Source organism: Microbacterium terricola (genome assembly GCF_027943945.1).
In the GTDB taxonomy this organism is placed as follows: Bacteria; Actinomycetota; Actinomycetes; order Actinomycetales; family Microbacteriaceae; genus Microbacterium; species Microbacterium terricola.
The window spans coordinates 1355147-1380782 of sequence record NZ_AP027141.1; the positions used below are offsets into that span (position 1 = coordinate 1355147).

The following is a 25636-nucleotide window of genomic DNA, read 5'->3' on the forward strand; positions in this document are numbered from 1 at the left end:
TCAGCTTTCTCGGGTGCCCTGACGGGCGAGCGGGTCAGGCCTGAGGCTTGGTTCCGGGATCGGTGTCGGGCGTGCTCTCGTCGTCGAGACGCGCACGGGTCTCCTCGATCGTCTCGATCTCAGGTGCGTCGGTCTCGGAGATCGTCTCGATCTCGGGGGCGTCTGCGCCCTCCTCGACGACGGTCGGCGTCACGACGCGCAGGATCGCCTGGCTGTGCACCTTGATCTCGACGCCCGGAGCGAGCTCGACGATCGCGGGCTGGTCGAGGTTCTCGGGGTCGAACGAGACGATCGTGCCGTAGAGGCCGCCCTGCAGCAGGACCTCGGCGCCGGGAACGGTCTGGTTCGCCTTCTCCTCCTGCTCGAGCTTCTGCTTCGCCATGCGACGACGCGAGCTCCAGAACATGAAGACGAGGAGCACGACCAGAAGGCCAGGCAGAATCCAATCAGCCATGAGGGGACAAACCTTTCGGGGAGGCGCGCGAGAGGCCGCGCAGAGGGGCTCGTGAGCCTTCAGCGATTATAGGTCATCGAATCTCAGCGCTGAGTCGCCGTGCGGAACGCCGAGATGCTCGTATGCCTCGGGGGTCGCGACACGCCCGCGCGGCGTCCGCCCGAGGAAGCCGATGCGCACGAGATACGGCTCGACGACCGACTCGATGGTCTCGGCCTCCTCCCCCACCGTGACGGCGAGGGTGCTGAGCCCGACGGGGCCGCCGCGGAAGCGCCGCACCACGGCGTCCAGTACGGCACGGTCGAGGCGATCCAGGCCGATCCGGTCGACGTCGTACAGGTCGAGCGCGGCATCGACGATCGCCTCCGTCGCTCCGGCCCCTGAGCCCGTCGACGGGTCGCCGTACACGATGATGTAGTCGCGCACGCGCCGCAGCAGCCGGTTCGCGATGCGCGGAGTCCCCCGCGAGCGGCGCGCGATCTCCGCCCGCGCCTGCGGCGGCAGGGTCACGCCGAGCATCGCCGCCGAGCGCTCGAGCACGCGCTCGAGCTCCGCAGGCTCGTAGTACTCGAGGTGCGCGGTGAAGCCGAAGCGGTCGCGCAGCGGGTTGGGCAGCAGCCCGGAGCGCGTGGTGGCGCCGACGAGGGTGAACGGCGCGAGGTCGAGCGGGATGCTGGTGGCCCCGGCTCCCTTGCCGACCATGATGTCGATGCGGAAGTCCTCCATCGCGAGGTAGAGCATCTCCTCGGCGGAGCGCGCCATCCGGTGCACCTCGTCGATGAAGAGCACCTCGCCCGGCGTCAGGCTCGACAGCAGCGCGGCGAGGTCGCCGGCGTGCTGGATCGCGGGGCCGCTGGACATCCGCAGAGGCCGGTTGCTCTCATGCGCGACGATCATCGCGAGCGTCGTCTTGCCGAGACCGGGAGGACCGGAGAGCAGGATGTGGTCGGCGGGCCGTGACTGGATCCGCGCGGCGTCGAGCAGCAGCTGCATCTGCCCCCGCACCTTGTGCTGCCCGACGAACTCCGCGAGCGAGGCCGGGCGCAGTGCGCCCTCGATGGCGAGCTCCGTCTCGTCGACGGGCTCCGCCGCATCCCTCAGCTCATCCACGTGCCGCCTCCTGACGGGCCGGGCCCAATGCTGCGAGGGTCAGCCGGAGCAGGGCGGGCACCGACGCGCGGTCGGCGGGGGCCGCATCGGCGGCGACGGTCGCGACCGCGTCCGCGGCCGTGCGCTCCGACCAGCCGAGCCCCATCAGCGCCTGGGCGACCCGCGCGATCACATCGGGCGTCGTCGCCGTTCCGGCCGATCCGGTGACGGCGGACGCCGCGGTGATCTTGCCGGCGAGCTGCACGACGATGAGCTTCGCCGTCTTCGGGCCGATGCCAGACACGCGCCGGAACGGCGCATCGTCGTCGGCGCTGACCGCGTCGGCGATCTGCGGAACCGTCAGCGTCGAGAGCACCCCGAGGGCGGACTTCGGGCCCACCCCGGTCACCGAGATGAGCAGGGTGAAGACCGTGAGCTCCTCACGGCTGTCGAAGCCGAACAGCGCCAGCGCATCCTCGCGCACGACCAGGTGCGTGTGCAGGTGCACCTCGTCGCCCAGATGGACCGCGCGTGCCGTGGGCGCGGGGACGGCAACCGAGAGACCGATGCCCCCGACCTCGACGACGACAGCCTCGGCGTCGACGTGGACGGCGCGGCCGCGCAGTGAGGAGATCATGGATCGAGCCTACGGAGGGGTTCGCAGTTTTGTTCGAGCGACACGCTCACCGGCGGGCGACGCGCTCGGCGTCTGCCCACGCGCGCTGAGCAGGAGTGAGCGCGCTCGCGCCGACCGCCCCGCTCGGACGCACCCCGCCTCGCCACGCGTGGCAGAGCGCGAGCGCCAGGGCGTCCGCCGCGTCGGCCGGCTGGGGCAGCTCGTCCAGGCGCAGGATCCGGGCCACCATGGTCTGCACCTGCCGCTTGTCGGCGGCGCCGTAGCCGGTGATGGCGGCCTTCACCTCGGTGGGGGTGTGCGTGGTCGCGGGGAGTCCCCGCTCGCCGGCCACGAGGAGCGCGATGCCGCTGGCCTGAGCGGTGCCCATCACGGTCTGCCTGTTGTGCTGAGCGAAGACGCGCTCGACGGCCACGACCTGAGGATCGTGCGCATCGATCACGGCGCGCAGCCCCGCGGCGATCGTCGCCAGGCGCTCCTCGATCGGCATGGTCGGCGCCGAGCGGACCACTCCGACGTGCACGAGCGTCGCCGAGCGGTCACGTGCGACGTCCACGACACCGACGCCGCACCTGGTGAGGCCGGGGTCGATGCCCAGGACTCTCAGGACGCCGCTGCGGGTGGTTGCCACTCCCCCACGCTAGGCGAGAGGTGCGACAGGCGAGCCGAGGCGCGCCCCGCAGCATCCCGTCGGAAGGGTCTACTCGTCGTTCTCGAGCTCGGCCTGCACGTCGGCGGTGAGGTCGAAGTTGCTGAAGACGTTCTGCACGTCGTCGCTGTCCTCGAGTGCGTCGATGAGGCGGAAGACCTTGCGGGCGGTGTCGGCGTCGATCTCCACCTTGAGCGAGGGCACGAACTCCACGTCGGCGGACTCGTAGTCCAGGCCCGCGTCCTGCAGCGCCTTGCGCACAGGCACGAGATCCGACGGCTCGGTCAGCACCTCGAAGCCCTGCGCGTGCGGCTCGATCTCCTCGGCGCCGGCCTCGAGGGCCGCCATCATGACGTCGTCCTCGGTGGTGCCCTCGCCCGAGACGACGATGACGCCCTTGCGGTGGAAGTTGTAGGCGACGCTGCCCGGATCGGCCAGGGTGCCGCCGTTGCGACTGAGCGCCGTGCGCACCTCCGCCGCCGCGCGGTTCTTGTTGTCGGTGAGGCACTCGATCATCAGGGCGACGCCGTTGGGTCCGTAGCCTTCGTAGACGATCGTGGTGTACTCGACGGCCTCGCCGCCGATCCCCGCACCGCGCTTGATCGCGCGGTCGATGTTGTCGTTGGGGACCGAGGTCTTCTTCGCCTTCTGGACGGCGTCGTAGAGCGTCGGGTTGCCTGAGAGGTCCGCACCGCCGAGCTTGGCGGCGACCTCGATGTTCTTGATGAGCTTGGCGAACGACTTCGCGCGACGGCTGTCGATGACGGCCTTCTTGTGCTTCGTCGTCGCCCACTTGGAGTGGCCGGACATGCCGACCAGTCTACGGTGCGTCGCCGAGGACGCCGCTGTCGTACCGGCCGGGACGCGCGGTTCCCGCGGAGAGCAGGTCGAGCTTCTTCTCGTACTGCCGCCGGCCGTACAGGCGGTAGAGCAGACGGATGACCGCGGGAACCTCGCTGAGCAGCTCGGCCGCATCCTCCTCGGTCATCGAGTCCTGGATCAGGCCGAAGAACAGGAAGATCTGCGAACGGTCGTAGGCCTTCTGCGCCTCGGTCCCGAGCGCATCCCACTCCGCCTGGCTGAAACTCTGCTCGATGACCGGGACGATGAGCTCCTCCTCCGCGGCCAGATGCACGCGCAGCAGCGCGCCGATGGCGGCGAGGTGCGAGGCCAGGGACTCCGCGGTGGCGCCGACCGGCTGCTCCCGCCAGGCGGCTCCGAGGGGCGGCGTGGCATCGAGCAGGGCAGCCACCTGGGCGTGATGCTCCTTCATCAGGTCCACATGGATCGCGCAGGCGGGGCGCCGCGTCGACAGGGTGTCCCAGAAGAACTCGTCCTCGAAGCGGTGGTGGTGGTGCAGCGCCGCATTGACCAGCGCGACGTTGCGTTCCACCGCCGCCACGCGCGCGCGATCGTGCGCCGGCGTTCCGCGCACCCCGTCCGGCAGCAGCGCGTAGAGCCGGCGGAACGCGTTGTGGACCAGGATGAGGTCGTCCGGCTGACAGCCGGCGCCGTCGGGCGGCTCGGCCCCGGATGCGGGCAGTGCTGTGGCCATGCGCGAACCTCCTCGCCCGTCCCCTCGGGCACGCGGATGAGGGGAAGATACTCGCCTGTGGGCCGCCGGGCAACCGGGGCGGTGGCGCCGCTGCGTCGACGCGATCACGCCGGTGGTGCAGACGCCGCCGGCGGAGCACACTGTCGGCATGGACGAACGAGAACGCGCCCTCGGCGCTGCGCGGTCAGCCGCGCTCGAGTTCCTCGCCGGCCTCGATGATCGCCCCGTCTGGCCTCGCGCGACCCTCGACGACATGCTGGCGGAGTTCGGCGGCCCGCTCGCCGACACGGGTGTCGACGCGGAGACCCTGGTGACCGACCTCGCCGCCCGGGCGACGCCCGGACTCGTCGGCATCCCGGGCGGTCGGTTCTTCGGATTCGTGATCGGCGGCACCCTGCCCGCGGCCCTCGCGGCCGACTGGCTCGTCTCGGCCTGGGATCAGAACTCCGGCTCGAGCACCATGACGACCGCGACGGTAGCCCTCGAGCGCATCGCGGGCGCCTGGATCTGCGACCTGCTCGGGCTGCCTGCCACCGCTTCGGTCGGGTTCGTCACGGGTGCGCAGATGTCGAACTGGGTGTGCCTGTCGATCGCGCAGCACGCGGTGCTGCGGCGCGCCGGCTGGGATCTGACCCGAGCGGGCCTGCGCGGCGCGCCGCCCGTGCGGGTCATCGTCGGCGCCCACCGGCACGGCTCGATAGACCGGGCGCTGCGCTTCTGCGGGATCGGGGCCGACGAGATCACCGTCGTGCCGGCCGATGCCGAGGGGCGGATGCTGCCCGCCGGCCTGGTCGCCGCGCTCGCGGGGGCATCCGGCATCCCGACGATCGTCTGCCTGCAGGCGGGCGAAGTGCACACGGGCGCGTTCGATCCGGTGGCCGAGCTCGTGCCGCTCGCCAAGGAGCACGGCGTCTGGGTGCACATCGACGGCGCGTTCGGACTGTGGGCGGCGGCTTCTCCCGCACTGCATCACCTCACCGACGGGATCGGCGGCGCGGACTCGTGGACCACCGACGCCCACAAGACGCTCAACGTGCCGTACGACTGCGGCATGGCGATCGTCCGGGACCCGGCCGACTCCATCGCCATGTTCCGCACCGGCGGCGACTACCTCGTGTTCACGAGCCTCGACCCGTGGGACGTCACGCCCGAGCTGTCTCGCCGTGCGCGCGGCGTGCCGGTGTGGGCGGCGCTCCGATCGCTCGGCCGAGAGGGCGCGGCCGCCCTCGTCGACCGGCTGCACGCGAACGCGCGGCGCCTCGAAGCCGGGCTAGGTCGTGTGCCGGGGATCACCGTCGTCCACGAGGTGGTCTACACGCAGGTCATGTTCCGGCTCGACGACGACGACGCGACCAGGGCGCTGGGCGCCGCGATCCTCGCGGACGGGACGGCGGCGCTGACCGGAGCCGAGTGGGACGGGCACCCGACGCTGCGCTGCTCGATGTCGTCGTGGGCGACGACGGAAGATGACATCGACCGCACCGTGGCGGCGATCGCACGACTGGCCGAGGAGCAGGTCAGCCGAGGATCTTGACCAGGGTGCGCAGATTGCGATTGGTGGTGCGGCTCTTGAACGTCTTCTTGGCGAGCACCTTCGCGAAGGCGGTATCGGTGGTGGAGCCCTTCGCCGGATTCCAGTAGACGACGCCTGGCCCTTCGGCGACCGGATCCACGTCTGCGTCGAGCGATGCCGCGGCAGAGGTGAGCTCGCCGAGGGTGTCGGCGTCGACGCAGAAGACCACCCACGGCTGCCTGCCGTCGTCGGACGCGTCGAACGGGAACCCCGCGATCGCCGCACGCAGCTCGTCACGTGTGACGAGGAGGATCCAGGCGTCGTAGCCGAAGCGGTCGGCCAGGCCCTTCTCGATGGAGGCCTTGAGCGGCCCGCGGCGGGAGGGTGCAGCATCCGCCTCGAACCGGACATTGCCGCTCGCGAGCACGGTGCGCACGTCCTTCAGTCCGAGCTCGGTGAACAGCGCAGCCAGGTCGGCGCTGCGGACGGTGATCCCGCCCACGTTCACTCCGCGCAGGAGCGCGATCCACTCGGTCACGCCCGTCAGGCTACGCCGCACGCACGACAGCGAGGAAGCGCTCGTGGAAGCGCGTCTCCCCCGACACCTCTGGATGGAAGGAGGTGCCGAGCAGAGGCCCCTGCTGCACGGCCACGACGCCGCCGTCCGGCAGCGTCGCGATCGCCGTCGCGCGCTCGCCGACGTGGGTGATGAGCGGCGCGCGGATGAACGTCGCGTGCACGGGCGGCCCGTCGAAGCCGTCGACCCCGAGGGTCGTCTCGAACGAGTCCACCTGGCTGCCGAAGGCGTTGCGGGCGACGACGACGTCCAGGCCGCCGAACGTCTCCTGGCCGTCGATCGCGCCGGTGATCCGGTCGGCGAGCAGGATGAGGCCGGCGCACGTGCCGTAGACCGGCAGGCCGGCGGCGATCGCGTTGCGGATCGGATGCTGCATCCCGAACGTGCGGGACAGCTTGTCGATGACGCTCGACTCTCCGCCGGGGATCACCAGCCCCTGCACGGCGGCGAGCTCGTCCGGGCGTCGCACCAGGCTGACGTCCGCGCCGAGCTCGGTGAGCACGCGCGCGTGCTCACGCACATCGCCCTGCAGGGCGAGGACGCCGACCCTAGGACTCATGCTCCCTGCTCCTTGGAACGAGTAGCGGGCGCAGCCCGCGTATCGAGATCACCAGCCGCGCTCGGCGAGGCGGTGCGGCGCCGGCAGGTCGGACACGTTGATGCCGACCATGGCCTCGCCGAGTCCGCGCGACACCTCGGCGACGACCTTCGGGTCGTCGAAGAAGGTCGTCGCCTTCACGATCGCCGCTGCGCGCTCAGCCGGGTTGCCCGACTTGAAGATGCCGGACCCGACGAAGACGCCGTCGGCGCCGAGCTGCATCATCATCGCCGCGTCCGCGGGGGTCGCGACGCCGCCGGCGACGAACAGCACGACCGGCAGGGCGCCGGTCTCGGCGACCTCGGCGACGAGCTCGTACGGCGCCTGCAGCTCCTTCGCGGCGACGTACAGCTCGTCCTTCGTCATCGAGCGCAGCACGTTGATCTCGCTGGTGATCTTGCGGATGTGCTTGGTGGCCTCCGACACGTCGCCGGTGCCCGCCTCGCCCTTCGAGCGGATCATGGCGGCGCCCTCGTTGATGCGGCGGAGCGCCTCGCCGAGGTTGGTCGCACCGCAGACGAACGGCACCGTGTAGCCCCACTTGTCGATGTGGTTGACGTAGTCGGCGGGCGAGAGCACCTCGGACTCGTCGATGTAGTCGACACCGAGCTCCTGCAGGATCTGCGCCTCGACGAAGTGGCCGATGCGGGCCTTGGCCATCACCGGGATCGAGACCGCCTCGATGATCGAGTCGATCATGTCGGGGTCGCTCATGCGCGAGACGCCGCCTTCGGCGCGGATGTCGGCCGGCACGCGCTCGAGCGCCATGACGGCGACGGCGCCGGCGTCTTCGGCGATCTTCGCCTGATCGGCGGTGACGACGTCCATGATGACGCCGCCCTTGAGCATCTCGGCGAGACCGCGCTTGACGCGGGAGGATCCGGTGGTGGGCGTGGACATGCGAGGCTCCTTCTTTGACCTAGGCCAAAAGATAGCATGTCCCACCTCGTACACTTGCCGCAGGGAGGCTCAGATGACGGTGCAGAGCGAGATCGCGGGGGCGTCCGCATCCGAGATCGTCGAGAGCGTGCGCGAGCAGCGCGAACGTGGGCTGCTGCGGCCCGGTGACGCACTCCCGCCGGTCCGAGCGCTCGCCGAGCGGCTCGGCGTCAACCGCAACACCGTGATGGCGGCCTACCGTCAGCTCGCTCTCGCGGGCCTGGTCACCTCGAAGGGCCGCGGCGGCACGAGGATCGCCGACCCCGACCCGATCGCACAGGAGGGCTACGCGGCCGACACGGTGCTGCGCGACGTGGGCACGGGCAACCCCGACCCCGACCTCATCCCCGACCCGTCGGCCGCCCTCGCCGGCATGGCGGGCCGGCCGGTGCTGTACGGCGAGCCCGTGATCGACCGGGCGCTCGAGGGCTGGGCGCATGACTGGATGCGCGCGGCCGTCGACCCCGCGCTCGAGCTGCGGCTCACCGTCACCAGCGGCGCCTCCGACGCGATCGAGCGGCTGCTCACCCAGACGCTCACGCGCGACGACGCGGTCGCGCTGGAGGACCCGTGCTTCCTGCCGAGCATGAACACGGTGCGGCTCGGCGGCTACCGCACCGTCCCGGTCCCGGTGGACTCCGAGGGGATGACGGTGGCGGGCCTGCAGGCAGCGCTCGAGGCGGGGGTGCGCGCGGTCGTCTGCACGCCGCGGGCGCAGAATCCGACCGGTGCGAGCCTCAGCGCCGCGCGGGCGGTGGCACTGCGGGCGCTCCTCGCCGACCACCCGTACGTGCTCGTCATCGAAGACGACCACTTCTCGATGCTCTCGTCACGTCCGTACCACTCGCTGATCGGCCCGCAGCAGCTGCGCTGGGCACTGATCCGCTCGGTCTCGAAGTTCCTCGGGCCCGACATGTGCCTGGCGGTCACCGCATCCGATCCGGAGACCGCCGAGCGGCTCGCGATGCGGCTGAGCCCCGGCACGATCTGGGTCAGCCACCTGCTGCAGCGACTCGCGCACACGCTCGTGAGCGACGCGGACGTGCTCGAGCGCATCCGCGCGGCCGCGGCGCACTACGCCGATCGCAACGCGGCGTTCGCCGGGAGGCTGTCCGCCCACGGCCTGCCGACCGAGGTCGGCGACGGCCTCAACCTGTGGGTGCCGCTGCCGGTGCCCGCCCGCGGCGTGACCGCCCAGCTGATGCGCCGCGGCTGGCTCGCACGCCCCGGCGACGAGTTCGTGCTCGCCGACGCCGCGGCCGCGAGCCACCTGCGCCTGACGGTGCACGACCTCGACGACGACGACGCCGAACGGCTGGCGCGGGACGTGGCAGCCGCGGTGTCCGCCGTCTCGCGCGTGGGATGATCGAGCGGTGAAGATCCTCTCGATCCAGTCGGCCGTCGCGTACGGTCACGTCGGAAACTCCGCCGCCGTCTTCCCGCTGCAGCGCATCGGCGTCGAGGTGCTGCCGGTCTACACGGTGAACTTCTCGAACCACACCGGATACGGCGCGTGGCGCGGTCCGCTCATCTCCCCCGACGACGTGCGCGAGGTCATCACCGGCATCGAGGAGCGCGGCGTCCTCCCGGAGATCGACGTCGTCCTTTCCGGCTACCAGGGCGGCGAGGGCATCGGCGACGTCATCCTCGACGCGGTCGCGCGGGTCAAGGCCGCGAACCCCGACGCCGTGTACGCGTGCGACCCCGTGATGGGCAACGCGAAGTCCGGATGCTTCGTGGCTCCGGCCATTCCCGTGCTGCTGCGCGAGCGCGTGGTGCCGGCCGCCGACATCATCACCCCGAACCAGTTCGAACTCGGCTTCCTGACCGAGACCGAGCCGGCCGACCTGGCGTCGACCCTCGCGTCAGCCGACCTCGCGCGCGACATGGGCCCGCGGACCGTGCTCGTCACGAGCGTCGAGCGCCCCGACCGGCCCACGGGCACGATCGAGATGCTCGCGGTGACCGACGACGGCGCGTGGATCGTGCAGACGCCGCACATCCCGATGAAGGCGAACGGGTCGGGCGATGTGACGGCCGCGCTGTTCACCGCGCACTACCTTGCCAGCGGCGATGCCGCCGATGCCCTGGCGCGGACGACGTCGAGCGTGTTCGACCTGCTCACCCGCACGCACGTGTCCGGTCAGCGCGAGCTGCAGCTGATCGAGGCGCAGGAGTCCTACGCGCACCCGAGCATGCAGTTCGAGGTCACCCAGGTCCGCTGAGCCCTCCCCCCGGTCAGGCCGGCCAGGCGGCCGCGACCGCCTCGCGCACCTCGCCGAGCAGCTGCGGCAGGGCCTTCGTCCTGGCGATGATCGGGAAGAAGTTCGCGTCCGCCGCCCAGCGCGGCACGATGTGCTGGTGCAGATGCTCGTCGACGCCGGCACCGGCGACGGCGCCCTGGTTCATGCCGATGTTGAATCCGTCGCACCGCGCGATCTCGCGCAGCACCTGCATCCCCGTCTGCGTCAGCGCGCCGATCTCGGCGACCTCTTCCGGCGTCGCCTGGTCGTAGGTGGGGATGTGCCGGTACGGGCAGACGAGCAGGTGCCCTGAGTTGTACGGGAACAGGTTCAGGAGCACGTACGCAGTCTCGCCGCGGTGCACGATCAGGCCGTCCGTGTCGGACTTGCCGGGCGCCGCGCAGAACGGGCAGTCCGCGCGCATGGCGTCGGCGCCGGCGTTGATGTACGCCATGCGGTGCGGCGTCCACAGGCGCTGGAACCCGTCGGGCACACCGGCGAGCGATGCGGCGTCGACGAGCTCCTCGGTCACGCCAGGTCCTCCGCGGAGTTCACGAGCACCTTGCCGTCGATCGCCGCGCGGATGAGCGCCACGGCGTCGTCGATCGGCACGCCGTTGGTCTGCGAGCCGTCGCGGAAGCGGAACGACACCGTGTTCGCCGAGCGGTCCTGCTCGCCCGCGATGAGCATGAGCGGGACCTTCTGCGTGGTGTGCGTGCGGATCTTCTTCTGCATGCGGTCGTCGCTGTGGTCGAGCTCCGCACGCACGCCGTCGGCCTGGAGTCGGGCGATGACCGCCTGCAGGTAGTCCGAGAACTCGTCGGCGACCGGGATGCCCACGACCTGCACGGGCGAGAGCCACACCGGGAACGCGCCCGCGTAGTGCTCGAGCAGGATCGCGAAGAACCGCTCAGCCGAGCCGAACAGCGCGCGGTGGATCATGACGGGACGGTGACGCTCGCCGTCGGACCCGGTGTACTCGAGCTCGAAGCGCTCGGGCAGGTTGAAGTCGATCTGCACCGTCGACAGCTGCCAGGTGCGGCCGAGCGCGTCCTTGGTCTTCAGATCGATCTTCGGCCCGTAGAAGGCCGCCTCGCCCGCGACCTCGGTGAGCTTCAGGCCGGAGGCCTGCGCGACCCGACGGAGCGCGTCGGTGGCCATCGCCCAGTGCTCCTCGTCGCCGATCCACTTGTCCTTCTCGTCGTCGCGCATCGACAGCTCGAGCTCGAACTCGGTGAGGCCGAAGTCGCGCAGCATCGACAGCACGAAGTCGAGCACCTTCTCGGCCTCGTCCTCCAGCTGCTCGGGGGTGACGAACAGGTGCGAGTCGTCCTGGGTGAAGCCGCGCACGCGGGTCAGCCCGTGCAGCGCGCCGGAGAGCTCGTAGCGGTAGACCGTGCCGTTCTCGTACAGACGCATCGGCAGATCGCGGTAGCTGCGGCCACGCTCCTTGTAGATGAGGATGTGCATCGGGCAGTTCATCGGCTTGAGGTAGTAGTCGACCCCCTGCTTCGTGACCTCGCCCTGCTCGTCCCGCTCCTCGTCCAGGTGGATGGGCGGGAACATGCCCTCCTTGTAGGTGACGAGGTGGTTGGACTTGATGAACAGGTCCTTCTTGGTGATGTGCGGGGTGTAGACGTAGGTGTACCCGCCCTGGCGGTGACGCAGCAGGGCGTGCTGCTCCATCTCCTGGCGGATGATGCCGCCCTTGGGGTGCCATACCGACAGGCCGGAGCCGATCTCGTCGGGGAACGAGAAGAGGTCGAGCTCCTTGCCGAGCTTCCGGTGGTCGCGCTTGGCGGCCTCCTCGAGGCGCTGCTGGTAGGAGCGCAGCTCGTCCTTGGTCGGCCACGCGGTGCCGTAGATGCGCTGCAGCTGCGGGTTCTTCTCGCTGCCGCGCCAGTAGGCGCCGGCGATCCGCTGCAGCGCCCAGCCGTTGCCGATCACCCGGGTGCTGGGCACGTGCGGGCCGCGGCAGAGGTCCTTCCAGACCGTCACGCCGTCGCGATCGACGTTGTCGTAGATGGTGAGCTCGCCCGCGCCGATCTCGACGGAGGCGCCCTCGGCCGCGTGCGCACCCGAGCCGGGCCCGCCGGCGAGGTCGATGAGCTCGAGCTTGAACGGCTCGTTCGCGAGCTCGGCACGCGCTTCGACGTCCGTCACGACCCGGCGGACGAAGCGCTGGCCCTCGCGGACGATGCGCTGCATCTCCTTGTCGATGGCCTTCAGGTCCTCGGGCGTGAACGGCTGGTCGACGCCGAAGTCGTAGTAGAAGCCGTTCTCGACCGGCGGCCCGATGCCCAGGTTCGCCTGCGGCTTGATGCGCTGCACCGCCTGCGCGAGCACGTGCGCGGCGGAATGACGGAGGATGCTGAGGCCGTCCGCGCTGTCGATCGTCACCGGCTCGACGGCATCCGTCGACTGTACGACGGTGGCGAGGTCTTTCAGCTCGCCGTTGACGCGGAGTGCGACGACGGAGCGATCGGGGAACAGGGCGAAGCCGTCGGCGGGGTACGGCACGTCCGACGGGATGACGACGTCAGTCAAGGGAACTTCTCCAGGAGGGTTGCTCGGAAGGTGGTGCTCAGCTTCGGGCGCGCGCTGCGCCCTGCCCGCTCAGGCCTGAAGCGTTCGCGTGCCGGCGGCCGCGACGACCGCCGCGAGAACGGTGATCCGGCGCTGTTCCATCTTCCGAGTCTATCCGTGTCGGGGATCCCGTACGGCGGCGAGGAAGAGCGGCCATCCGGTCTCCGTGTGCGACACGGAGACGATGAACGGCCGGTCGAATGCGACCTCGTGATCCACCACGTCTGCGGAGGTCGCCACGATGCCGAGTTCCGTGACCGCAGCAGCCACGGTGCCGTCCTCGTCGATCGTGAGCATGCTCTGCTGCGCGGCTTGACCGAGGCACAGCTCGGCGTCCGCGATCCCGCGCAGATCTGTCCTGGACCCGCACCGGAGGCTGCCGAGGCCGAGGGCGGGCAGCATCGGCACCACGTCCAGCGCCGGCGGAGCGATGTCGAGCGTGGGCAGCGCGAGACCGATGCGCGCGAGTGCGGCGCTGTCGAGCGAGCTCGACACAGCGTCCAGCAGGTCGGGGGTCAGCGCGGCCGGGTCCGTTCCCGTGGGCGGCAGCAGGACGTCGGCGTGCAGCGCATCGGTGTAGGGCAGGCGCAGCGCCACCCAGCCGTCGACCTCCGCGTATGCGGCGTGGAGGTCGTGGCTGCTCATGGTCTCGACATCGACCGTCTTGCCGTCGCCGAGCCTGAACGGAGCTGCTGAGGTGTTGGAGGCGTCGAACGGCGTCCGCCAGCGCGCCGCCAGGACGATCGCGTCCTGCAGGACGAGCTTCAGGTCACGGTTCGGAGTGATCGCCGACTCCTCGATCAGTCCCCCGGTGTGGCGGGCCACCCACTCGTCGAGCACCGCCTTGCCCGACGCAGAACTCAAGTCGGCATACTGCACGCCGGCGTCGAAGCCCGACGCGAGGGCGCGAAGATAGTCCTCGTGCACAGGGAAGCCTCCATGCACGACGACCTCGTCGGCGAGGTGCACGAGTGGGCGCTCCGGAAGGTCGCCTCCCGTTGCGGACGCGGGATCCCCGTCCCACTCGAGCAGTGCAGCCCGCAGGGCGGCGAAGGCATCGCGCCGCTCGGCTCCGGGCGCGCCGAGGACGTTCTCCAGCTCGGCGAGGCTCGCACCGCCGACGCCCTCGGCGAGCATCGCCAGCGCGGTCGCGAGGCCCGCCGGCGAGACCACCGCGTTCTGGTCCTGCGGGGCCAGCGACAGCGCCGTCGTGCCGAGCGCGCGGCTCGCTTCGACCACCGCAGGGACGGCGGTCGCCTCCGACAGGGTCACTGTCCGCAGCGCGACATCGTCGGCGCGCACGAATGCCGACTGCGAACTGGGCGGAGTCGAAGAGCTCGCGCACGCGCCGAGCGACACGGCGGACGCCAGGGCGCACGCCGCCGCCGCGCCACGTCGCCACACCAGCGACCTCGGTGTCCCCATCCGCGGATCATACCGACGCGCGGCGCTCCGGTGTCGAGACAGGGTCAGCCGTCGGTCGACAGCGCGTACTCCCCCTCGGCGCAGCCGGTCACGATCCAGCCACCGGGCACCTGAGCCGTGGCGACGTCGGTGACCCCCGACACGGTGACGTCGGGCTCGACCGCGCCAGGCACCCACACTTCCAGACCGCAGCTCTGCTCGTCTGCCCGCCCGGCGAGGTCGACGTGGGTGCCGTCGCCGGTGAGTGCCGTGAGCACCCCGGGCGCCGACCGGGGATAGGCCCGACCCAGGATCTCGAGGAGGTCGGTGCGGGGTGCGACGTCTTCTCCTGTCGCGCAGTCCGTGCGCATGAGGGCATCGGTCACGTCGACGATCCCGCCCTGCGGGTCGCCGCACGCCTGCCGCCAGACCCAGTAGGCGCTGCCGAGCCGGTGCTGGTCCTCGAGGTCCGCGTAGCGCGTCAGCTTTTCCACGCGGTCGGCGTCCTCGCCCCAGTAGCCGTACTCCCCCGACCACAGCGGAGCGCCGTAGGCGTCGGCCGCGCGCTGCGCGAGGGTGAACTGACGCTCCATCGACACGATCGGCGGGAGGCCGAGCGCGCGGTCCATCGTGATCGACTCGGCGTAGAGGTGCGGGGAGAACACGATGTTGCGGTCCGAGGTGAACCGCGGCGGAGGGCCGCTGTCGAACCCGAGACCCGACCAGAGGATGCTCGGCTCGACGAACACGATCTGCGGCGCGCCGGCGTCGCGGATCGCCTGGATCGCGCGGTCATAGAACCGACCAAGGAGGAACGATGTCGTGACCGGCGCGGTCTCGCCGAAGCCCGGCTCGTTCATCAGGTCGAATCCCGCGACGGCCGGCTCGTCCCGGAACTCTGCCGCGAGCGCGGCCCATGTCGAGATCAGAGCGGTCTGGACGCCGTCGGCGTCGAAGTAGAAGTTCTGGAACGCCCGGTCGCTGGCGGGCGAGATGTCCCGACCCTGGAACTGGCAGCGTGGCGCGCCATCCGTCTTCGTGGCCCACGCCGGCGCTCCGTCGTATCCCCACATCGGATCCGTGCCGGCACGGCATTCCGCGTCGGCCGGGGTTCCCTCGTTCCACCACGAGTCCTGGTGCATGTCGAGCACGACGTACAGGCCGTGCGCGTCGGCGAGTTCGACCGCCTCGTCGATCTGCTTCAGGTACGCGTCGCTCAGGGTGCCCCTGGTCGGCTCGAGCGCCGACCAGGAGATGTTCAGCCGCACCACGTTGAAGCCCTGCGCCGCGATCCCGGCGACGTCGTCCTCGGTCAGGGGCGTGGTGTCGTCCACCTCGGGCCGGGGGCGGTAGAAGTCGACGAGCTGGTTGACGTTGACGCCGCGGAGCAGGACCTCGTTGCCCTCCCCGTCCGCGATCACGCCGGATTCGGCGCGCAGGAACCCTGAGTCGATCTGATCGTCGGATGCTGCCGCCGCACCGGTCGGAGGGGTCAGGGCCGTCACGGCCACTGCAATGACGGCCACCGCGGCGATACCCGCCGCGGCGAACCGGGGGGCGCGCACGCCGCTCTTGGCGAGCACTCGATCGGCGACGACGGCGCCCGCACCGGCGATCCAGCCCAGGCACGCTCCAAAGGACAGGCCGTCCGCGACGGCGACGTACGCCGACATCAGCGGCCACATGTCACCGTGGAACCCGTCGACGACGAGGGCGATCAGCGCCTGGAGCAGGCCGACGATGCCTCCGGCGACCAGCGCGGCCAGCCAGCCGGCGAGCACTCCGGGAACGCGGGCGCGCATCCACTGCAGGCACAGTGCGGTGGCGCCGGCGATGAGCACCATCGCGACGACGACCGACAGCACGCCGCGGTCGGGGCGCGCCGCGGGCACGCCGGGGGCGTAGACCGTGCTCGTCCACCACAGGCCGGCGAGCAGGGGCGCGGTGGCTGCGAAGAGCGCGGCGGGCACCCAGATGGCGCCGGGTTCGTGCTTCTGGCGGTCGGAGGGGCCGCCGAACCATCGCGCGAACGCAGCGACGATCAGCGCCGCAGGCACCGCCTTGGCGGTGACGTACGCGGCGGCCCAGGCGGCGATCGCGGGATCCCAGGTCATGACGAGGCCGGTGGCCGCCTGCGCCAGCATCACCGCGAGGACGACACCGGGTACGAGGGTCCAGAAGCGGTCCCCTGCGCGGACCGAGACCCACCACAGTACGCCGAGCAGGACGGGCAGGTAGACCACGTACGGTGCCCATGTCCAGGCGGCGTCGACGCGTGCGCCGGCGCCGGACCATCCCACGAGCGCGAGCAGCCCGGTGGGGTCGGCGATCGCCTGGACGGCGACCAGGGCGAGCATGGTGATGAGCGCGACGACGGGACGTCGGATGGGCCTCATGGCACTCCATCGTGACAAGGGGGCGGGGGGAACAGCCTGCACAGCATCCGCCATGGCGAGCCGCGATGTCAAACCGAGCGGCACTCGGTTCCGGGGACGACTCGGGTCTCCGTCTCGCCAGCCTTGCGGGGTGCGTTGTCGAGATCCCCCATGGAACGCGTGCGATAGCAGTCGCTGAGGGGACGAAGACCGTCGAGCTCAGCCGCGAATGATGGCAGTGGCTAGTCGTCGCCTTCCACGATGAGCGTGAACTGGACGGGCTCTAGTGCCGGGCCCGTCTCCTGCGGCTCCTCCTCGAGGTAGTACTCCTGCTCGTCGAGGGGCACGCCCAGGTTGGTGAGCTCCGTTGATCGGTCGACATACCCCGGGGGCGGCTCGGCGTTCCCGCTGGCGGGTGCCGCCGCCGTGAGGGTGATGAGTCCGCCGCCGATGAGTGCGGCAAGCGCGACAATCAGGCTCGCCCGTTGGGAGGTCCGCTCGGCCATTACAGGACAGTCTTGCTTGCGCTGACGCTGGACGCGGTCAGGTACGTGGACTTGCGTCCGGTGACCCTGACGGAGATCTTCTTGCCGCGGTCGGCGGTGGTCAGCTTGTAGCTCGCCGTGGTGGCCTTCGCGATCGGCTTCCCGTTCCGGAGCCACTGGTACGAGAGAGCGACCGGTGCCGGCTTCCACGTGCCGGGCTTCACGGTCAGGGTCTTCCCGACCTTCACCGTCCCGCTGACGGTGGGGGTGCCCTTCGTGAGGACGCCACGGACGGTGAGGCTGTACGCCTTGCCTTTGACAGTGGTCCCGGAGCCGAAGCTGGAGTCCACCATGATGTAGGCGTTTCCTGCCGGTGCGGCGATCGTCTTGGCGCGGAGCTTCGAGCCCGAGCACCAGCCGCCGGGGACGTCGTATGTCGTCAGGTACTCGTCTCCGACCCACACTTCGATGTCGTAGATGTCGTCGGTGCCGAGTCCGCACGGGAACCGGAAGTCGATCGAGATCTTGCGGGCCTTCGTCAGCGGCAGCCGATAGTAGTCGCTGTCCATTCCCCACACGCTGTCCCCATACAGCACAGACCCGTTCACCTTGCCTCCGAGCGCGAGCAGATCCGCCGTCGCGGAGGTGCTGTTCGGCTCTGATTCGGAAGGCATCGCGGACGTCTTCACCGCGAGCGTGTACGGCTGGCCCTTCCAGATGGCGTTGCTCGAGAACCCGGTGACGCGTGCCTTCAGCGACACGTAGTACGTGCCCGGGCCTGCAAACAGCGCGAGGCCGCGCACCCTGGCACCGCTGTAGTCGGTGGTCTTCACGCTCTCGTACTGAATCGTCTTCCCCGCCCCATCCAGCACATGCAGATCGAGCTTCCCGTCCGTCCCGAGCGCGTCGGAGAACCGGAGGTCGATGACCACCCGGCCCGAGGTGCCGAGGGTCACGCGGTAGAAGTCGCAGTCGTATGCCCCGTTGTCGCAGTCACCGGAGGTCCCGAAGGTGGAGTTCACCGTCGTCGCCAAGGGGATACTCTGCGCCTGAGCAGACGTGCTGTTCGGCTCCACCTCCGTCACCGACGCGGCGGCAGCGGGCGGCGCAGCGACCATGGACACGGTGAGCGCGAGCGCGAGACCCGCCGCCCATTGCCGGGCAGTACTGATGCGCGCACGCGCGACGAAGCTATTCCCCACAGCCATCTCCCCCAGAGAGATCCCCAGTGGCCCGAGATCGGACCTGGCTGAACATTAGCGACACCCTGACTGGCGACGCCATCACTTTCTGCAGCGGCCGTAACCGCTCGGTGATCGGTCGCATGAGAAGTCCGCGACCTCCGGACATCTCTTTGGGTCGTATCCAGAACCGTCGACATAGCTCCAGCGGCGGTTCGACTAAGGCTCCCCATCCTCTGGTCGAAGATCTGCTGGCTGAAGCTGCGGCAATCCCAATATGCTCGGCTCGTCGGCTCCCCGAAGAGCCGCGGATTGGGGATCCGGTGACCGGTAGTTTGACGCGCGCCGCACGGCGCATCACAGCTGGTGCGGTGACCGCAGTGCTCGCACTCGCAGGGGTGGTTGCCGTACCCGCCGCAGCGCAGGCACTCGACGCCTCGCCGCTCGCGCTCAGCATCGAGGTGCCTGAGTCGGCGTACATCTTCACCGCGGGCGAGCAGGTCTCCTTCACGTTCACCGCGAAGAACGCACAGTCCAGCGCCATCACTTTCCCTGAAAACGCGCGGGTCGTCGTGTCGATGATGCAGAACCGTAACGCCTCCGCGTTCACCGGCGGGTGCGAGATGGCTGGGGTCGGATTCCCCGACCCCTGGGTCGCGTACCAGCACGCTTACGAACTCCCGGACACCATGCAGCCGGGTGAGACCATCACGTGCACGACGACGTACACCCCGAACGCGGAGGACGTCGCCGCCGGCGGTATCTTCGGCACGCTCGAGTACCGGCCGGACTGGGATGTCGGCACGACCGGCTGGTGGTACTACACGCTCGCGGCGGAGGGTGGCTCGGACGAGCCGAACATCCCGAAGACCGCCACTGTCGGGAAGCCGCTGTCGGTTTCGCTCGGCTTCTGGGGCTGGTGGAACGAGAGCTTCGACTACCAGTGGCTCCGGGGCGGCACTCCGATCGCCGGTGCCGTCGCCAGCACCTACACACCCACGTCAGCGGATGCCGGCAAGGCCATCAGTGTGAAGGTCACCGGGTGGTCCGGGGACGGCAACATCACCAAGACATCCGCACCGACCAGTGCCGTTCTTGGCGCGTTCACCGCACCCGCCCCGAAGGTCTCCGGCACCGCGAGAGTCGGCGCGAAGCTCACCGCCCTCCCCGGCACCTGGACGCCAGCCGCGACGACCGTGAAATACCAGTGGTACCGGGGCAACTCGGCCATCTCCGGCGCCACGAAGTCCGCGTACACCCTCAGCGCTGCCGACAAGGGCAAGACGATCAAGGTGAAGGTCATCGGCTCGAAGGCCGGTTACGCCACCCTGTCGAAGGTCTCCGCATCGACGAAGACCGTCGCCGCCGGCACCATCACCGCGGCGACCCCGAAGATCACCGGCACCACGAAGGTTGGCAGCAAGCTCACCTCGACGACGGGCACATGGAAGCCGTCCGGCGTCACGTTCACGCGCCAGTGGTACCGGGGCAGCACCGCGATCACGGGCGCGACCAAGTCCACCTACACGCTGACAGCGGCCGACCGGGGGAAGACCATCAAAGTGAAGGTCACCGGCAAGAAGGCGGGCTACACGACCCTGGCGAAGGTCTCGAAAGCAACCTCCACGATCCGGTAGCCCCGGCTGGTGAGCACGTAAGGCCGTCTGAGAACGGTGCCACGGTCGAGGCGTGCCCCCCGCTCAGCGCCCAGGCTGCGGACCCGCCGGTTCAGGTATACAAGAAAAGCCCCGGTCACCCGGGGCTTTTCTTTCGGTGCGCGATACTGGGATCGAACCAGTGACCTCTTCCGTGTCAGGGAAGCGCGCTACCGCTGCGCCAATCGCGCCTGTGAAGGCTGTTCAGTTATGAGGCGAGGTGGCGACGGGATTCGAACCCGTGTAAACGGCTTTGCAGGCCGGTGCCTAGCCGCTCGGCCACGCCACCGTGTGTGGTTCGACCCACGGCGAGATCCTCTCGAAAGAGGATCACCGCACTCGAGCGGATGACGAGACTCGAACTCGCGACCCCAACCTTGGCAAGGTTGTGCGCTACCAACTGCGCTACATCCGCGTGACCCGAATCGCTCCGGGCACTTGATCGACTTTAGCCGAAACTGACGCACACGCAAAACCAGGCGCGTCTCGCGCGTGTCTCGGGCAGGCGGTCAACGAGCACTCCCCGCATCCGGTAATATCGAGACTCCACCCCGCGGGGTCATGGGCGATTGGCGCAGTTGGTAGCGCGCTTCCTTCACACGGAAGAGGTCATCAGTTCGAGTCTGGTATCGCCCACCATCAGAAGGCCCGGGGAGACCCGGGCCTTTCTTCGTCAGTAGGCCCTCTCCCAGCCGTAGCGGCGCTGGAGGACATCCGCGACGCGAACGAACACGGCGTGATCGAGTGCTCCGGCCTCCCGTCGGATGCCGTGCTGATGCACGCTGTACAGCTGGTCGATGTCGATCCACGACGGCCGGCCGCTCGCGTCCCACGGGCCTGCGCCGATCGCCAGGTGATCGCTGTCGCGGTCGCGGGGCCGGCTCGTGAGCTTGAGCGCGAGCACCCGCCGCGAGTCCTGCCGCGCGATCACGAGGAGCGGACGGTCCTTGCCCTGCGTGGGATCCTCCTGGAAGGGCACCCACGCCCACACGATCTCGCCCGCGTCGGCCATCCCGTTCCGTCTCGGCGCGTACTCGACCCGCAGGCCTCCGTGCGGCGGCAGCGTCACCTCGACGGTCGCGAGCGCGCCCGATCGCGACAGGTCGGCCTGCTTGGGCAGGCCACGCCGGGGCCGCAGTGTCGGACGAGGCCGGAAGAGGTCGAGGATCGCGGTGAGGAGACGCACCCCGTCACGATAGCGGGCCGGTCTCCCCCAGCGCCCAGCCGAAACGCTCGTGGAGCAGGGCGGCGACGTGGTCGAACGTCGCTTCGTCCAGCGCAGACCCCTCGCGGCGCATCCCGTGCACGTGCACGCTGTACAGCTGGTCGACGTCGACCCACGACGGCCGCCCCTGCGAATCCCACGGTCCGGGGCCGATCGGCAGGTAGTCGCGTTCGCCATCGTGCGAACGGCTCGTCAGCCGGACCGCGTAGACGCGATCCTCCATGTGTGCGCCGATCACCAGCACGGGGCGATCCTTGCCGCGCCCGTCCCGTTCGACGTACGGCACCCAGGTCCAGACCACTTCGCCCGCGTCCGGCGACCCATCGGCATCCGGTGCGTAGGCGATCCGCAGCGCGCCGGGCGCCGGGAGCTCCACCTCGATCGTCGCCGTGTCAGGGTCGTGCCCGTCACCGGGGTGCGCTTCCATGGGCGCCAGGCTACGCGCACGCGAGGAAGGGCGCCGCGGAGGAATCCGCGACGCCCTTCTCGGCTGGAACAGGTCAGGCGCGAGTCTCGGCCAGGACGTAGCCTTCTTCACCGTGCACGACGGTGTCGATGCCGGCGATCTCGTCCTCGTTCTTGACGCGGAAGCCGATCGTCTTCTCGATCGCGAAGCCGATGGCGTAGGCGAGCACGAACGAGTAGATGAGCACCGAGAAGGCGGCGATCGCCTGGACGAGCAGCTGGGTGCCGTCGCCGCCGGTGAACAGGCCGGTGCCGGTGGCGAAGAAGCCCAGGTACAGCGTTCCGATGAGGCCGCCGACCAGGTGGATGCCCACCACGTCGAGCGAGTCGTCGAAGCGGAGCTTGAACTTCAGCTCGATCGCCAGGGCGCAGACCGCACCGGCGATGAGCCCGAGCACGATGGCCCAGATCGGGGTGAGCGAGGCGCACGCGGGGGTGATGGCGACGAGGCCGGCGACGGCACCGGATGCGGCGCCGACCGAGGTGGGCTTGCCGTCCTTGATCTTCTCGACGATCAGCCAGGCGAGCAGGGCTGCTGCCGGAGCGGCGATTGTGTTGACGAAGGCGAGTGCGGCGGTGCCGTCGGCGGCGAGCTCCGAGCCGGCGTTGAAGCCGAACCAGCCGAACCACAGCAGACCGGCGCCGAGCAGGACGAACGGCGGGTTGTGCGGGACGTGGACGCCCTTCTGGAAGCCGACGCGCTTGCCGAGCACCAGGGCGAGGGCGAGCGCTGCGGCACCGGCGTTGATGTGCACCGCGGTACCACCGGCGAAGTCGATCGCGCCGAGTCCGAAGACATCCTGCAGGCCGTGCGTGATCCAGCCGCCGTAGGCGAAGCTGCCGTCCTCGGCCAGGCCGAAGTTGAAGACCCAGCTCGCGACCGGGAAGTACACCACGGTGGCCCAGATGGCCGCGAAGATCAGCCAGGAGCCGAACTTTGCGCGGTCGGCGATGGCGCCGGAGACGAGCGCGACGGTGATGATCGCGAACGTCGCCTGGAAGGCGACGAAGGCGAGCGGCGGGTACGCCGCGCCGTCGGGGGTCTCGAGCAGGCTCGTCAGGCCGATGGCGCTCCAGTCGATGGACCAGGGAGCGAGCGTGCCCTCAGCGCCCGGGAAAGCGATCGCGTAGCCGTAGATCACCCAGAGGACTCCGATGAGTCCGAGTGCGCCGAAGCTGAGCATCATCATGCTGATGACGCTCTTCGCCTTGACCAGGCCTCCGTAGAAGAACGCCAGTCCAGGCGTCATCAGGAGGACGAGTGCGGCTGCGAGGAGAATGAATGCGGTATTGCCTTGATCCATCTCGAATGGAACCTCTCTGCAGGGACGCAGGTGTCGCGTCGGGTGTCCCCAGTGTCGCGAGAGCGCATTTCAAGCGCCGCCCACCCCGTGTTTCCAGACGGTTACGCATGCCCGTCGGGTGTAAACATCACGTTTCGCGTTTCCGCGAAAGGACGGAGCGACCGCTCAGGAGAGGGTGGATGCGACCAGCCGGGAGACAGCGCGCAGGTACTTCTTGCGGTATCCGCCGCCGAGCATCTCGTCAGGGAAGATCCGGTCGAGTGACAGCCCGGTGGCGCGGATCGGCAGCTGCGCGTCGTAGACGCGGTCGATGAACGCGACGAACCGCAGGGCCGCGGACTGGTCGGAGAACTCCGCCACATCGCGGAGACCGACGACCGACAGTCCGTCGATCAGCCTGATGTAGCGCGACGGGTGCACCTGAGCGAGATGTCCGACGAGATCGGCGAAGGCGTCGTCCGAGGCGACGCCGGATGCTGCGGCCGCCGCGATCGCAGCGGTGTACGCCTCGTCGGTCAGGGTGGCGGCGTGACCGTCGACCGCGCGGTGGCGGTAGTCCGTGCCGTCGATGCGGATGGTGTCGAAGCTCGCCGACATGGCGTGGATCTCGCGGAGGAAGTCCTGAGCCGCGAACCTGCCCTCGCCGAGTGCGTTGGGGGGCGTGTTCGACGTGGCGGCCAGGCGGGTGCCGCTGCCGACCAGCTCGGCGAGCAGCCGGGTCATCACCATGGTGTCGCCGGGGTCGTCCAGCTCGAACTCGTCGATGCAGAGCAGATCGGCGCCCCGGAAGAGCTCGACGGTGTTCTTGTAGCCGAGTGCGCCGACGAGGGCGGTGTACTCGATGAACGAGCCGAAGTACTTCCGGCGTGCGGGCATGGCGTGGTAGACGGATGCCAGCAGGTGGGTTTTGCCCACGCCGAACCCGCCGTCGAGATACACGCCCGGCTTGAGCTCCGGCTCCTTCTTGGCGCGTCGGAACAGTCCGCCGCGCGCCGCGGGTGCGCCCACCCCGGCGAAGGCGATCAGCCGATCCTTCGCGTCCTGCTGCGACGGGTAGGCCGCGTCGGCCCGGTACGAGTCGAAGGTCGCGTCGTCGAACTGCGGGGGTGGGACGAGGGCGGCGACCATCTCGGCACCCGAGATCTGCGGTGCGCGCTCGGTGAGGTGCACGATCCCAATCGGTGACGCGGCAGCGGTCATGCGGGCAGTCCTGTATCGCAGTCTTACGGGCGGGGTGCACTCCCCCACCCGGGAATCCAGGATGGCAGGGAACGGTTCCACCCTATGCCGTCCGATCCGCGGCTCCGATCCGCGCTACCCAGGAGTGACCATGCCCGTCGCACCCGACTCGACGTCGGCGAAGTTCGCCGAGTACGCCCATCCCGACCGCCTCGTCACCGCCGAGTGGCTGGCCGAGCACCTCGGCGAGCCGGGCCTCGTGGTCGTCGAATCCGACGAGGACGTGCTGCTCTACGAGGTCGGCCACATCCCGGGGTCCGTCAAGGTCGACTGGCACACCGAGCTGAACGACCCGGTGGTGCGCGACTACGTCGACGGCGCCGGCTTCGCCGAGCTTCTCTCCCGCAAGGGCATCGCCCGCGACGACACCGTCGTCATCTACGGCGACAAGAACAACTGGTGGGCCGCTTACGCCCTGTGGGTGTTCTCGCTGTTCGGCCACGAGGACGTGCGTCTCCTCGATCGGGGTCGCGACGGCTGGATCGCGGATGGGCGCCCGCTCACCACAGAGCCCACCACGCGCCCCGCGACCGAATACCCGGTGATCGACCGGGACGACCGCGCCCTGCGCGCCTACAAGGACGACGTGCTCGCCCATCTGGGCAGCCCGCTGATCGATGTGCGCTCCCCGGAGGAGTACGACGGGACCCGCACGACCGCGCCCGCCTACCCGGAGGAGAGCGCCCTGCGCGCCGGCCACATCCCGTCCGCGCAGAGCGTTCCCTGGGGCCGCGCCGTCGCCGAGGACGGCGGCTTCAAGCCGCGCGCCGAGCTGGAGGCGATCTACCAGGGTGACGCAGGTCTGTCCGCAGGCGATGCGGTGATCGCGTACTGCCGTATCGGCGAGCGGTCCAGTCACACCTGGTTCGTCCTACACCACCTGCTCGGCTTCGACGGGGTGCGCAACTACGACGGCTCGTGGACGGAATGGGGCAGCGCGGTGCGCGTGCCGATCGTCACCGGATCCGCGCCTGGCGCTGTGCCGAAGCGCGCGTAGTCGCTGCGTGGGATGATGGGCGCGATGTCTGAATCCGCTCTTCCCGCCTCGCTCGCAGAGATCCGCGAGGAGTTCCTCGAGCTCGAGGAAACCGATCGTCTGCAGCTGCTGCTGGAGTACTCCCAGGACCTCCCGGCCGTCCCGCAGCGATATGCCGACCACCCGGAGCTCACCGAGCGGGTCGCGGAGTGCCAGTCGCCGGTGTACATCGTCGTGGAGGTCGATGAGCACGACGTCGTCACGATGCACGCCACCGCGCCGCCGGAGGCTCCCACCACGCGCGGATTCGCCAGCATCCTCGCCCATGGCCTGAGCGGCCTCGCCGCAGACGACGTGCTGGCGGTCCCTGACGACTACCCGCAGAGCATCGGCCTCACCCGGGCGGTCTCGCCGCTGCGCATCGCCGGGATGACCGGGATGCTGCTGCGTGTGCAGCGGCAGGTGCGCGAGAAGCGCGCGAGCTGACCGC

Annotated in this window: 25 protein-coding genes and 4 tRNA genes; 7 read left to right on the plus strand and 22 right to left on the minus strand. The window is 69.8% G+C overall.

Annotated elements, in window-relative coordinates; all coding sequences use genetic code 11:
- Positions 1–34: 34 nt before the first annotated feature.
- The 6 genes from Microterr_RS06355 to Microterr_RS06380 form a co-directional block, all read right to left on the minus strand.
- Positions 35–454 carry a preprotein translocase subunit YajC gene (locus Microterr_RS06355; RefSeq protein WP_263795506.1) on the minus strand — a complete coding sequence of 140 codons (420 nt, stop codon included), beginning with the start codon at positions 452–454 and terminating at the stop codon, positions 35–37.
- A gap of 66 nt (positions 455–520) precedes the next feature.
- Positions 521–1564, minus strand: coding sequence for a Holliday junction branch migration DNA helicase RuvB (ruvB, locus tag Microterr_RS06360; RefSeq protein ID WP_263795505.1), 1044 nt, complete (start codon positions 1562–1564; stop codon positions 521–523).
- On the minus strand, positions 1557–2180 hold the full coding sequence (ruvA, locus tag Microterr_RS06365; RefSeq protein WP_263795504.1) for a Holliday junction branch migration protein RuvA: 624 nt from the start codon (positions 2178–2180) through the stop codon (positions 1557–1559). Before ruvA ends, ruvB begins: the two co-directional genes overlap by 8 nt.
- A 46-nt stretch (positions 2181–2226) precedes the next feature.
- Positions 2227–2808, minus strand: a complete 582-nt coding sequence (gene ruvC / locus Microterr_RS06370; protein WP_263795503.1) for a crossover junction endodeoxyribonuclease RuvC — start codon at positions 2806–2808, stop codon at positions 2227–2229.
- A gap of 69 nt (positions 2809–2877) precedes the next feature.
- The gene (locus tag Microterr_RS06375; RefSeq protein WP_263795502.1) at positions 2878–3636 is read right to left on the minus strand and encodes a YebC/PmpR family DNA-binding transcriptional regulator; all 759 of its coding nucleotides are present in this window, start codon (positions 3634–3636) and stop codon (positions 2878–2880) included.
- Positions 3637–3646: 10 nt separating this feature from the next.
- Complete coding sequence (locus tag Microterr_RS06380) at positions 3647–4381, minus strand: hemerythrin domain-containing protein (RefSeq protein WP_263795501.1); 735 nt, start codon at positions 4379–4381, stop codon at positions 3647–3649.
- 148 nt (positions 4382–4529) lie between these two features.
- Between Microterr_RS06380 and Microterr_RS06385 the strand changes: the two genes are divergently transcribed.
- Entirely contained in the window at positions 4530–5915 is a 1386-nt protein-coding gene (locus tag Microterr_RS06385; RefSeq protein WP_263795500.1) for a pyridoxal phosphate-dependent decarboxylase family protein, read from the plus strand.
- On the opposite strand, the gene Microterr_RS06390 is transcribed toward Microterr_RS06385, so the two are convergent.
- From Microterr_RS06390 to pdxS, 3 genes are read right to left on the minus strand one after another with little or no spacing between them, the layout of a single operon-like run.
- A complete protein-coding gene (locus tag Microterr_RS06390) occupies positions 5899–6432 on the minus strand; it encodes a DUF1697 domain-containing protein (RefSeq protein WP_263795499.1) in 534 nt (177 codons plus the stop codon). The genes Microterr_RS06385 and Microterr_RS06390 overlap by 17 nt on opposite strands.
- A 10-nt stretch (positions 6433–6442) precedes the next feature.
- The gene (pdxT, locus tag Microterr_RS06395) at positions 6443–7030 is read right to left on the minus strand and encodes a pyridoxal 5'-phosphate synthase glutaminase subunit PdxT (RefSeq protein ID WP_263795498.1); all 588 of its coding nucleotides are present in this window, start codon (positions 7028–7030) and stop codon (positions 6443–6445) included.
- A 48-nt stretch (positions 7031–7078) separates the two neighbouring features.
- Entirely contained in the window at positions 7079–7969 is an 891-nt protein-coding gene (pdxS, locus tag Microterr_RS06400) for a pyridoxal 5'-phosphate synthase lyase subunit PdxS (RefSeq protein WP_263795497.1), read from the minus strand.
- A 73-nt stretch (positions 7970–8042) separates the two neighbouring features.
- Here pdxS and Microterr_RS06405 point away from each other — a divergent pair, with 73 nt between their 5' ends.
- On the plus strand, positions 8043–9374 hold the full coding sequence (locus tag Microterr_RS06405) for an aminotransferase class I/II-fold pyridoxal phosphate-dependent enzyme (protein ID WP_263795496.1): 1332 nt from the start codon (positions 8043–8045) through the stop codon (positions 9372–9374).
- A 7-nt stretch (positions 9375–9381) separates the two neighbouring features.
- Positions 9382–10233: a pyridoxal kinase PdxY gene (pdxY, locus tag Microterr_RS06410; protein WP_263795495.1), complete on the plus strand. Its 852-nt coding sequence runs from the start codon at positions 9382–9384 to the stop codon at positions 10231–10233.
- 13 nt (positions 10234–10246) lie between these two features.
- Here pdxY and Microterr_RS06415 read toward each other — a convergent pair whose 3' ends face one another.
- From Microterr_RS06415 to Microterr_RS06440, 6 genes are all read right to left on the minus strand, one after another.
- On the minus strand, positions 10247–10783 hold the full coding sequence (locus Microterr_RS06415) for an HIT family protein (protein WP_263795494.1): 537 nt from the start codon (positions 10781–10783) through the stop codon (positions 10247–10249).
- Complete coding sequence (gene thrS, locus Microterr_RS06420; protein ID WP_263795493.1) at positions 10780–12798, minus strand: threonine--tRNA ligase; 2019 nt, start codon at positions 12796–12798, stop codon at positions 10780–10782. Before thrS ends, Microterr_RS06415 begins: the two co-directional genes overlap by 4 nt.
- 150 nt (positions 12799–12948) lie before the next feature.
- Entirely contained in the window at positions 12949–14262 is a 1314-nt protein-coding gene (locus Microterr_RS06425; RefSeq protein WP_263795492.1) for a serpin family protein, read from the minus strand.
- A gap of 44 nt (positions 14263–14306) precedes the next feature.
- A complete protein-coding gene (locus tag Microterr_RS06430) occupies positions 14307–16637 on the minus strand; it encodes a cellulase family glycosylhydrolase (RefSeq protein WP_263795491.1) in 2331 nt (776 codons plus the stop codon).
- 221 nt (positions 16638–16858) lie between these two features.
- Positions 16859–17122, minus strand: a complete 264-nt coding sequence (locus Microterr_RS06435) for a hypothetical protein (protein ID WP_263795490.1) — start codon at positions 17120–17122, stop codon at positions 16859–16861.
- Positions 17122–18303: a PPC domain-containing protein gene (locus Microterr_RS06440; protein WP_263795489.1), complete on the minus strand. Its 1182-nt coding sequence runs from the start codon at positions 18301–18303 to the stop codon at positions 17122–17124. The genes Microterr_RS06435 and Microterr_RS06440 overlap by 1 nt, the downstream gene beginning before the upstream one ends.
- A 350-nt stretch (positions 18304–18653) precedes the next feature.
- On the opposite strand from Microterr_RS06440, the gene Microterr_RS06445 reads away from it, so the two are divergent.
- Positions 18654–19919, plus strand: coding sequence for a hypothetical protein (locus Microterr_RS06445; RefSeq protein WP_263795488.1), 1266 nt, complete (start codon positions 18654–18656; stop codon positions 19917–19919).
- Positions 19920–20056: 137 nt separating this feature from the next.
- On the opposite strand, the gene Microterr_RS06450 is transcribed toward Microterr_RS06445, so the two are convergent.
- From Microterr_RS06450 to Microterr_RS06460, 3 genes are all read right to left on the minus strand, one after another.
- Positions 20057–20128 (minus strand) — tRNA-Val (locus Microterr_RS06450).
- Between the two features lie 27 nt (positions 20129–20155).
- Positions 20156–20226: transfer RNA gene (locus tag Microterr_RS06455), tRNA-Cys, on the minus strand.
- Between the two features lie 53 nt (positions 20227–20279).
- Positions 20280–20352: transfer RNA gene (locus tag Microterr_RS06460), tRNA-Gly, on the minus strand.
- 148 nt (positions 20353–20500) lie between these two features.
- Between Microterr_RS06460 and Microterr_RS06465 the strand changes: the two genes are divergently transcribed.
- Positions 20501–20576: transfer RNA gene (locus Microterr_RS06465), tRNA-Val, on the plus strand.
- A 34-nt stretch (positions 20577–20610) separates the two neighbouring features.
- Here the strand turns inward: Microterr_RS06465 and Microterr_RS06470 are convergent.
- The 4 genes from Microterr_RS06470 to zapE all read right to left on the minus strand — a co-directional run bounded on the left by Microterr_RS06470 (position 20611) and on the right by zapE (position 24131).
- Entirely contained in the window at positions 20611–21123 is a 513-nt protein-coding gene (locus Microterr_RS06470; RefSeq protein WP_263795487.1) for a type II toxin-antitoxin system PemK/MazF family toxin, read from the minus strand.
- Between the two features lie 4 nt (positions 21124–21127).
- Complete coding sequence (locus Microterr_RS06475; RefSeq protein WP_263795486.1) at positions 21128–21589, minus strand: type II toxin-antitoxin system PemK/MazF family toxin; 462 nt, start codon at positions 21587–21589, stop codon at positions 21128–21130.
- A gap of 73 nt (positions 21590–21662) precedes the next feature.
- Positions 21663–22931 carry an ammonium transporter gene (locus Microterr_RS06480; protein ID WP_263795485.1) on the minus strand — a complete coding sequence of 423 codons (1269 nt, stop codon included), beginning with the start codon at positions 22929–22931 and terminating at the stop codon, positions 21663–21665.
- A gap of 165 nt (positions 22932–23096) precedes the next feature.
- Positions 23097–24131: a cell division protein ZapE gene (gene zapE / locus Microterr_RS06485; protein ID WP_263795484.1), complete on the minus strand. Its 1035-nt coding sequence runs from the start codon at positions 24129–24131 to the stop codon at positions 23097–23099.
- Positions 24132–24261: 130 nt separating this feature from the next.
- Between zapE and Microterr_RS06490 the strand changes: the two genes are divergently transcribed.
- Together Microterr_RS06490 and Microterr_RS06495 are read left to right on the plus strand one after the other, a co-directional pair.
- A complete protein-coding gene (locus Microterr_RS06490; protein WP_263795483.1) occupies positions 24262–25167 on the plus strand; it encodes a sulfurtransferase in 906 nt (301 codons plus the stop codon).
- A 24-nt stretch (positions 25168–25191) separates the two neighbouring features.
- Positions 25192–25632, plus strand: a complete 441-nt coding sequence (locus tag Microterr_RS06495) for a SufE family protein (protein ID WP_263795482.1) — start codon at positions 25192–25194, stop codon at positions 25630–25632.
- Positions 25633–25636: the final 4 nt, after the last annotated feature.

What these genes read in the sequence shown, in the direction of transcription:
- Microterr_RS06355 (WP_263795506.1), bottom strand. Translation starts at nt 454, where the DNA reads ATGGCTGATTGGATTCTGCCTGGCCTTCTGGTCGTGCTCCTCGTCTTC.
- pdxT (WP_263795498.1), bottom strand. Translation starts at nt 7,030, where the DNA reads ATGAGTCCTAGGGTCGGCGTCCTCGCCCTGCAGGGCGATGTGCGTGAG.
- Microterr_RS06375 (WP_263795502.1), bottom strand. Translation starts at nt 3,636, where the DNA reads ATGTCCGGCCACTCCAAGTGGGCGACGACGAAGCACAAGAAGGCCGTC.
- Microterr_RS06385 (WP_263795500.1), top strand. Translation starts at nt 4,530, where the DNA reads ATGGACGAACGAGAACGCGCCCTCGGCGCTGCGCGGTCAGCCGCGCTC.
- Microterr_RS06435 (WP_263795490.1), bottom strand. Translation starts at nt 17,122, where the DNA reads ATGGCCGAGCGGACCTCCCAACGGGCGAGCCTGATTGTCGCGCTTGCC.
- Microterr_RS06430 (WP_263795491.1), bottom strand. Translation starts at nt 16,637, where the DNA reads ATGAGGCCCATCCGACGTCCCGTCGTCGCGCTCATCACCATGCTCGCC.
- Microterr_RS06380 (WP_263795501.1), bottom strand. Translation starts at nt 4,381, where the DNA reads ATGGCCACAGCACTGCCCGCATCCGGGGCCGAGCCGCCCGACGGCGCC.
- Microterr_RS06480 (WP_263795485.1), bottom strand. Translation starts at nt 22,931, where the DNA reads ATGGATCAAGGCAATACCGCATTCATTCTCCTCGCAGCCGCACTCGTC.
- zapE (WP_263795484.1), bottom strand. Translation starts at nt 24,131, where the DNA reads ATGACCGCTGCCGCGTCACCGATTGGGATCGTGCACCTCACCGAGCGC.
- pdxS (WP_263795497.1), bottom strand. Translation starts at nt 7,969, where the DNA reads ATGTCCACGCCCACCACCGGATCCTCCCGCGTCAAGCGCGGTCTCGCC.
- Microterr_RS06490 (WP_263795483.1), top strand. Translation starts at nt 24,262, where the DNA reads ATGCCCGTCGCACCCGACTCGACGTCGGCGAAGTTCGCCGAGTACGCC.
- Microterr_RS06425 (WP_263795492.1), bottom strand. Translation starts at nt 14,262, where the DNA reads ATGGGGACACCGAGGTCGCTGGTGTGGCGACGTGGCGCGGCGGCGGCG.
- Microterr_RS06495 (WP_263795482.1), top strand. Translation starts at nt 25,192, where the DNA reads ATGTCTGAATCCGCTCTTCCCGCCTCGCTCGCAGAGATCCGCGAGGAG.
- Microterr_RS06475 (WP_263795486.1), bottom strand. Translation starts at nt 21,589, where the DNA reads ATGGAAGCGCACCCCGGTGACGGGCACGACCCTGACACGGCGACGATC.
- Microterr_RS06405 (WP_263795496.1), top strand. Translation starts at nt 8,043, where the DNA reads ATGACGGTGCAGAGCGAGATCGCGGGGGCGTCCGCATCCGAGATCGTC.
- ruvA (WP_263795504.1), bottom strand. Translation starts at nt 2,180, where the DNA reads ATGATCTCCTCACTGCGCGGCCGCGCCGTCCACGTCGACGCCGAGGCT.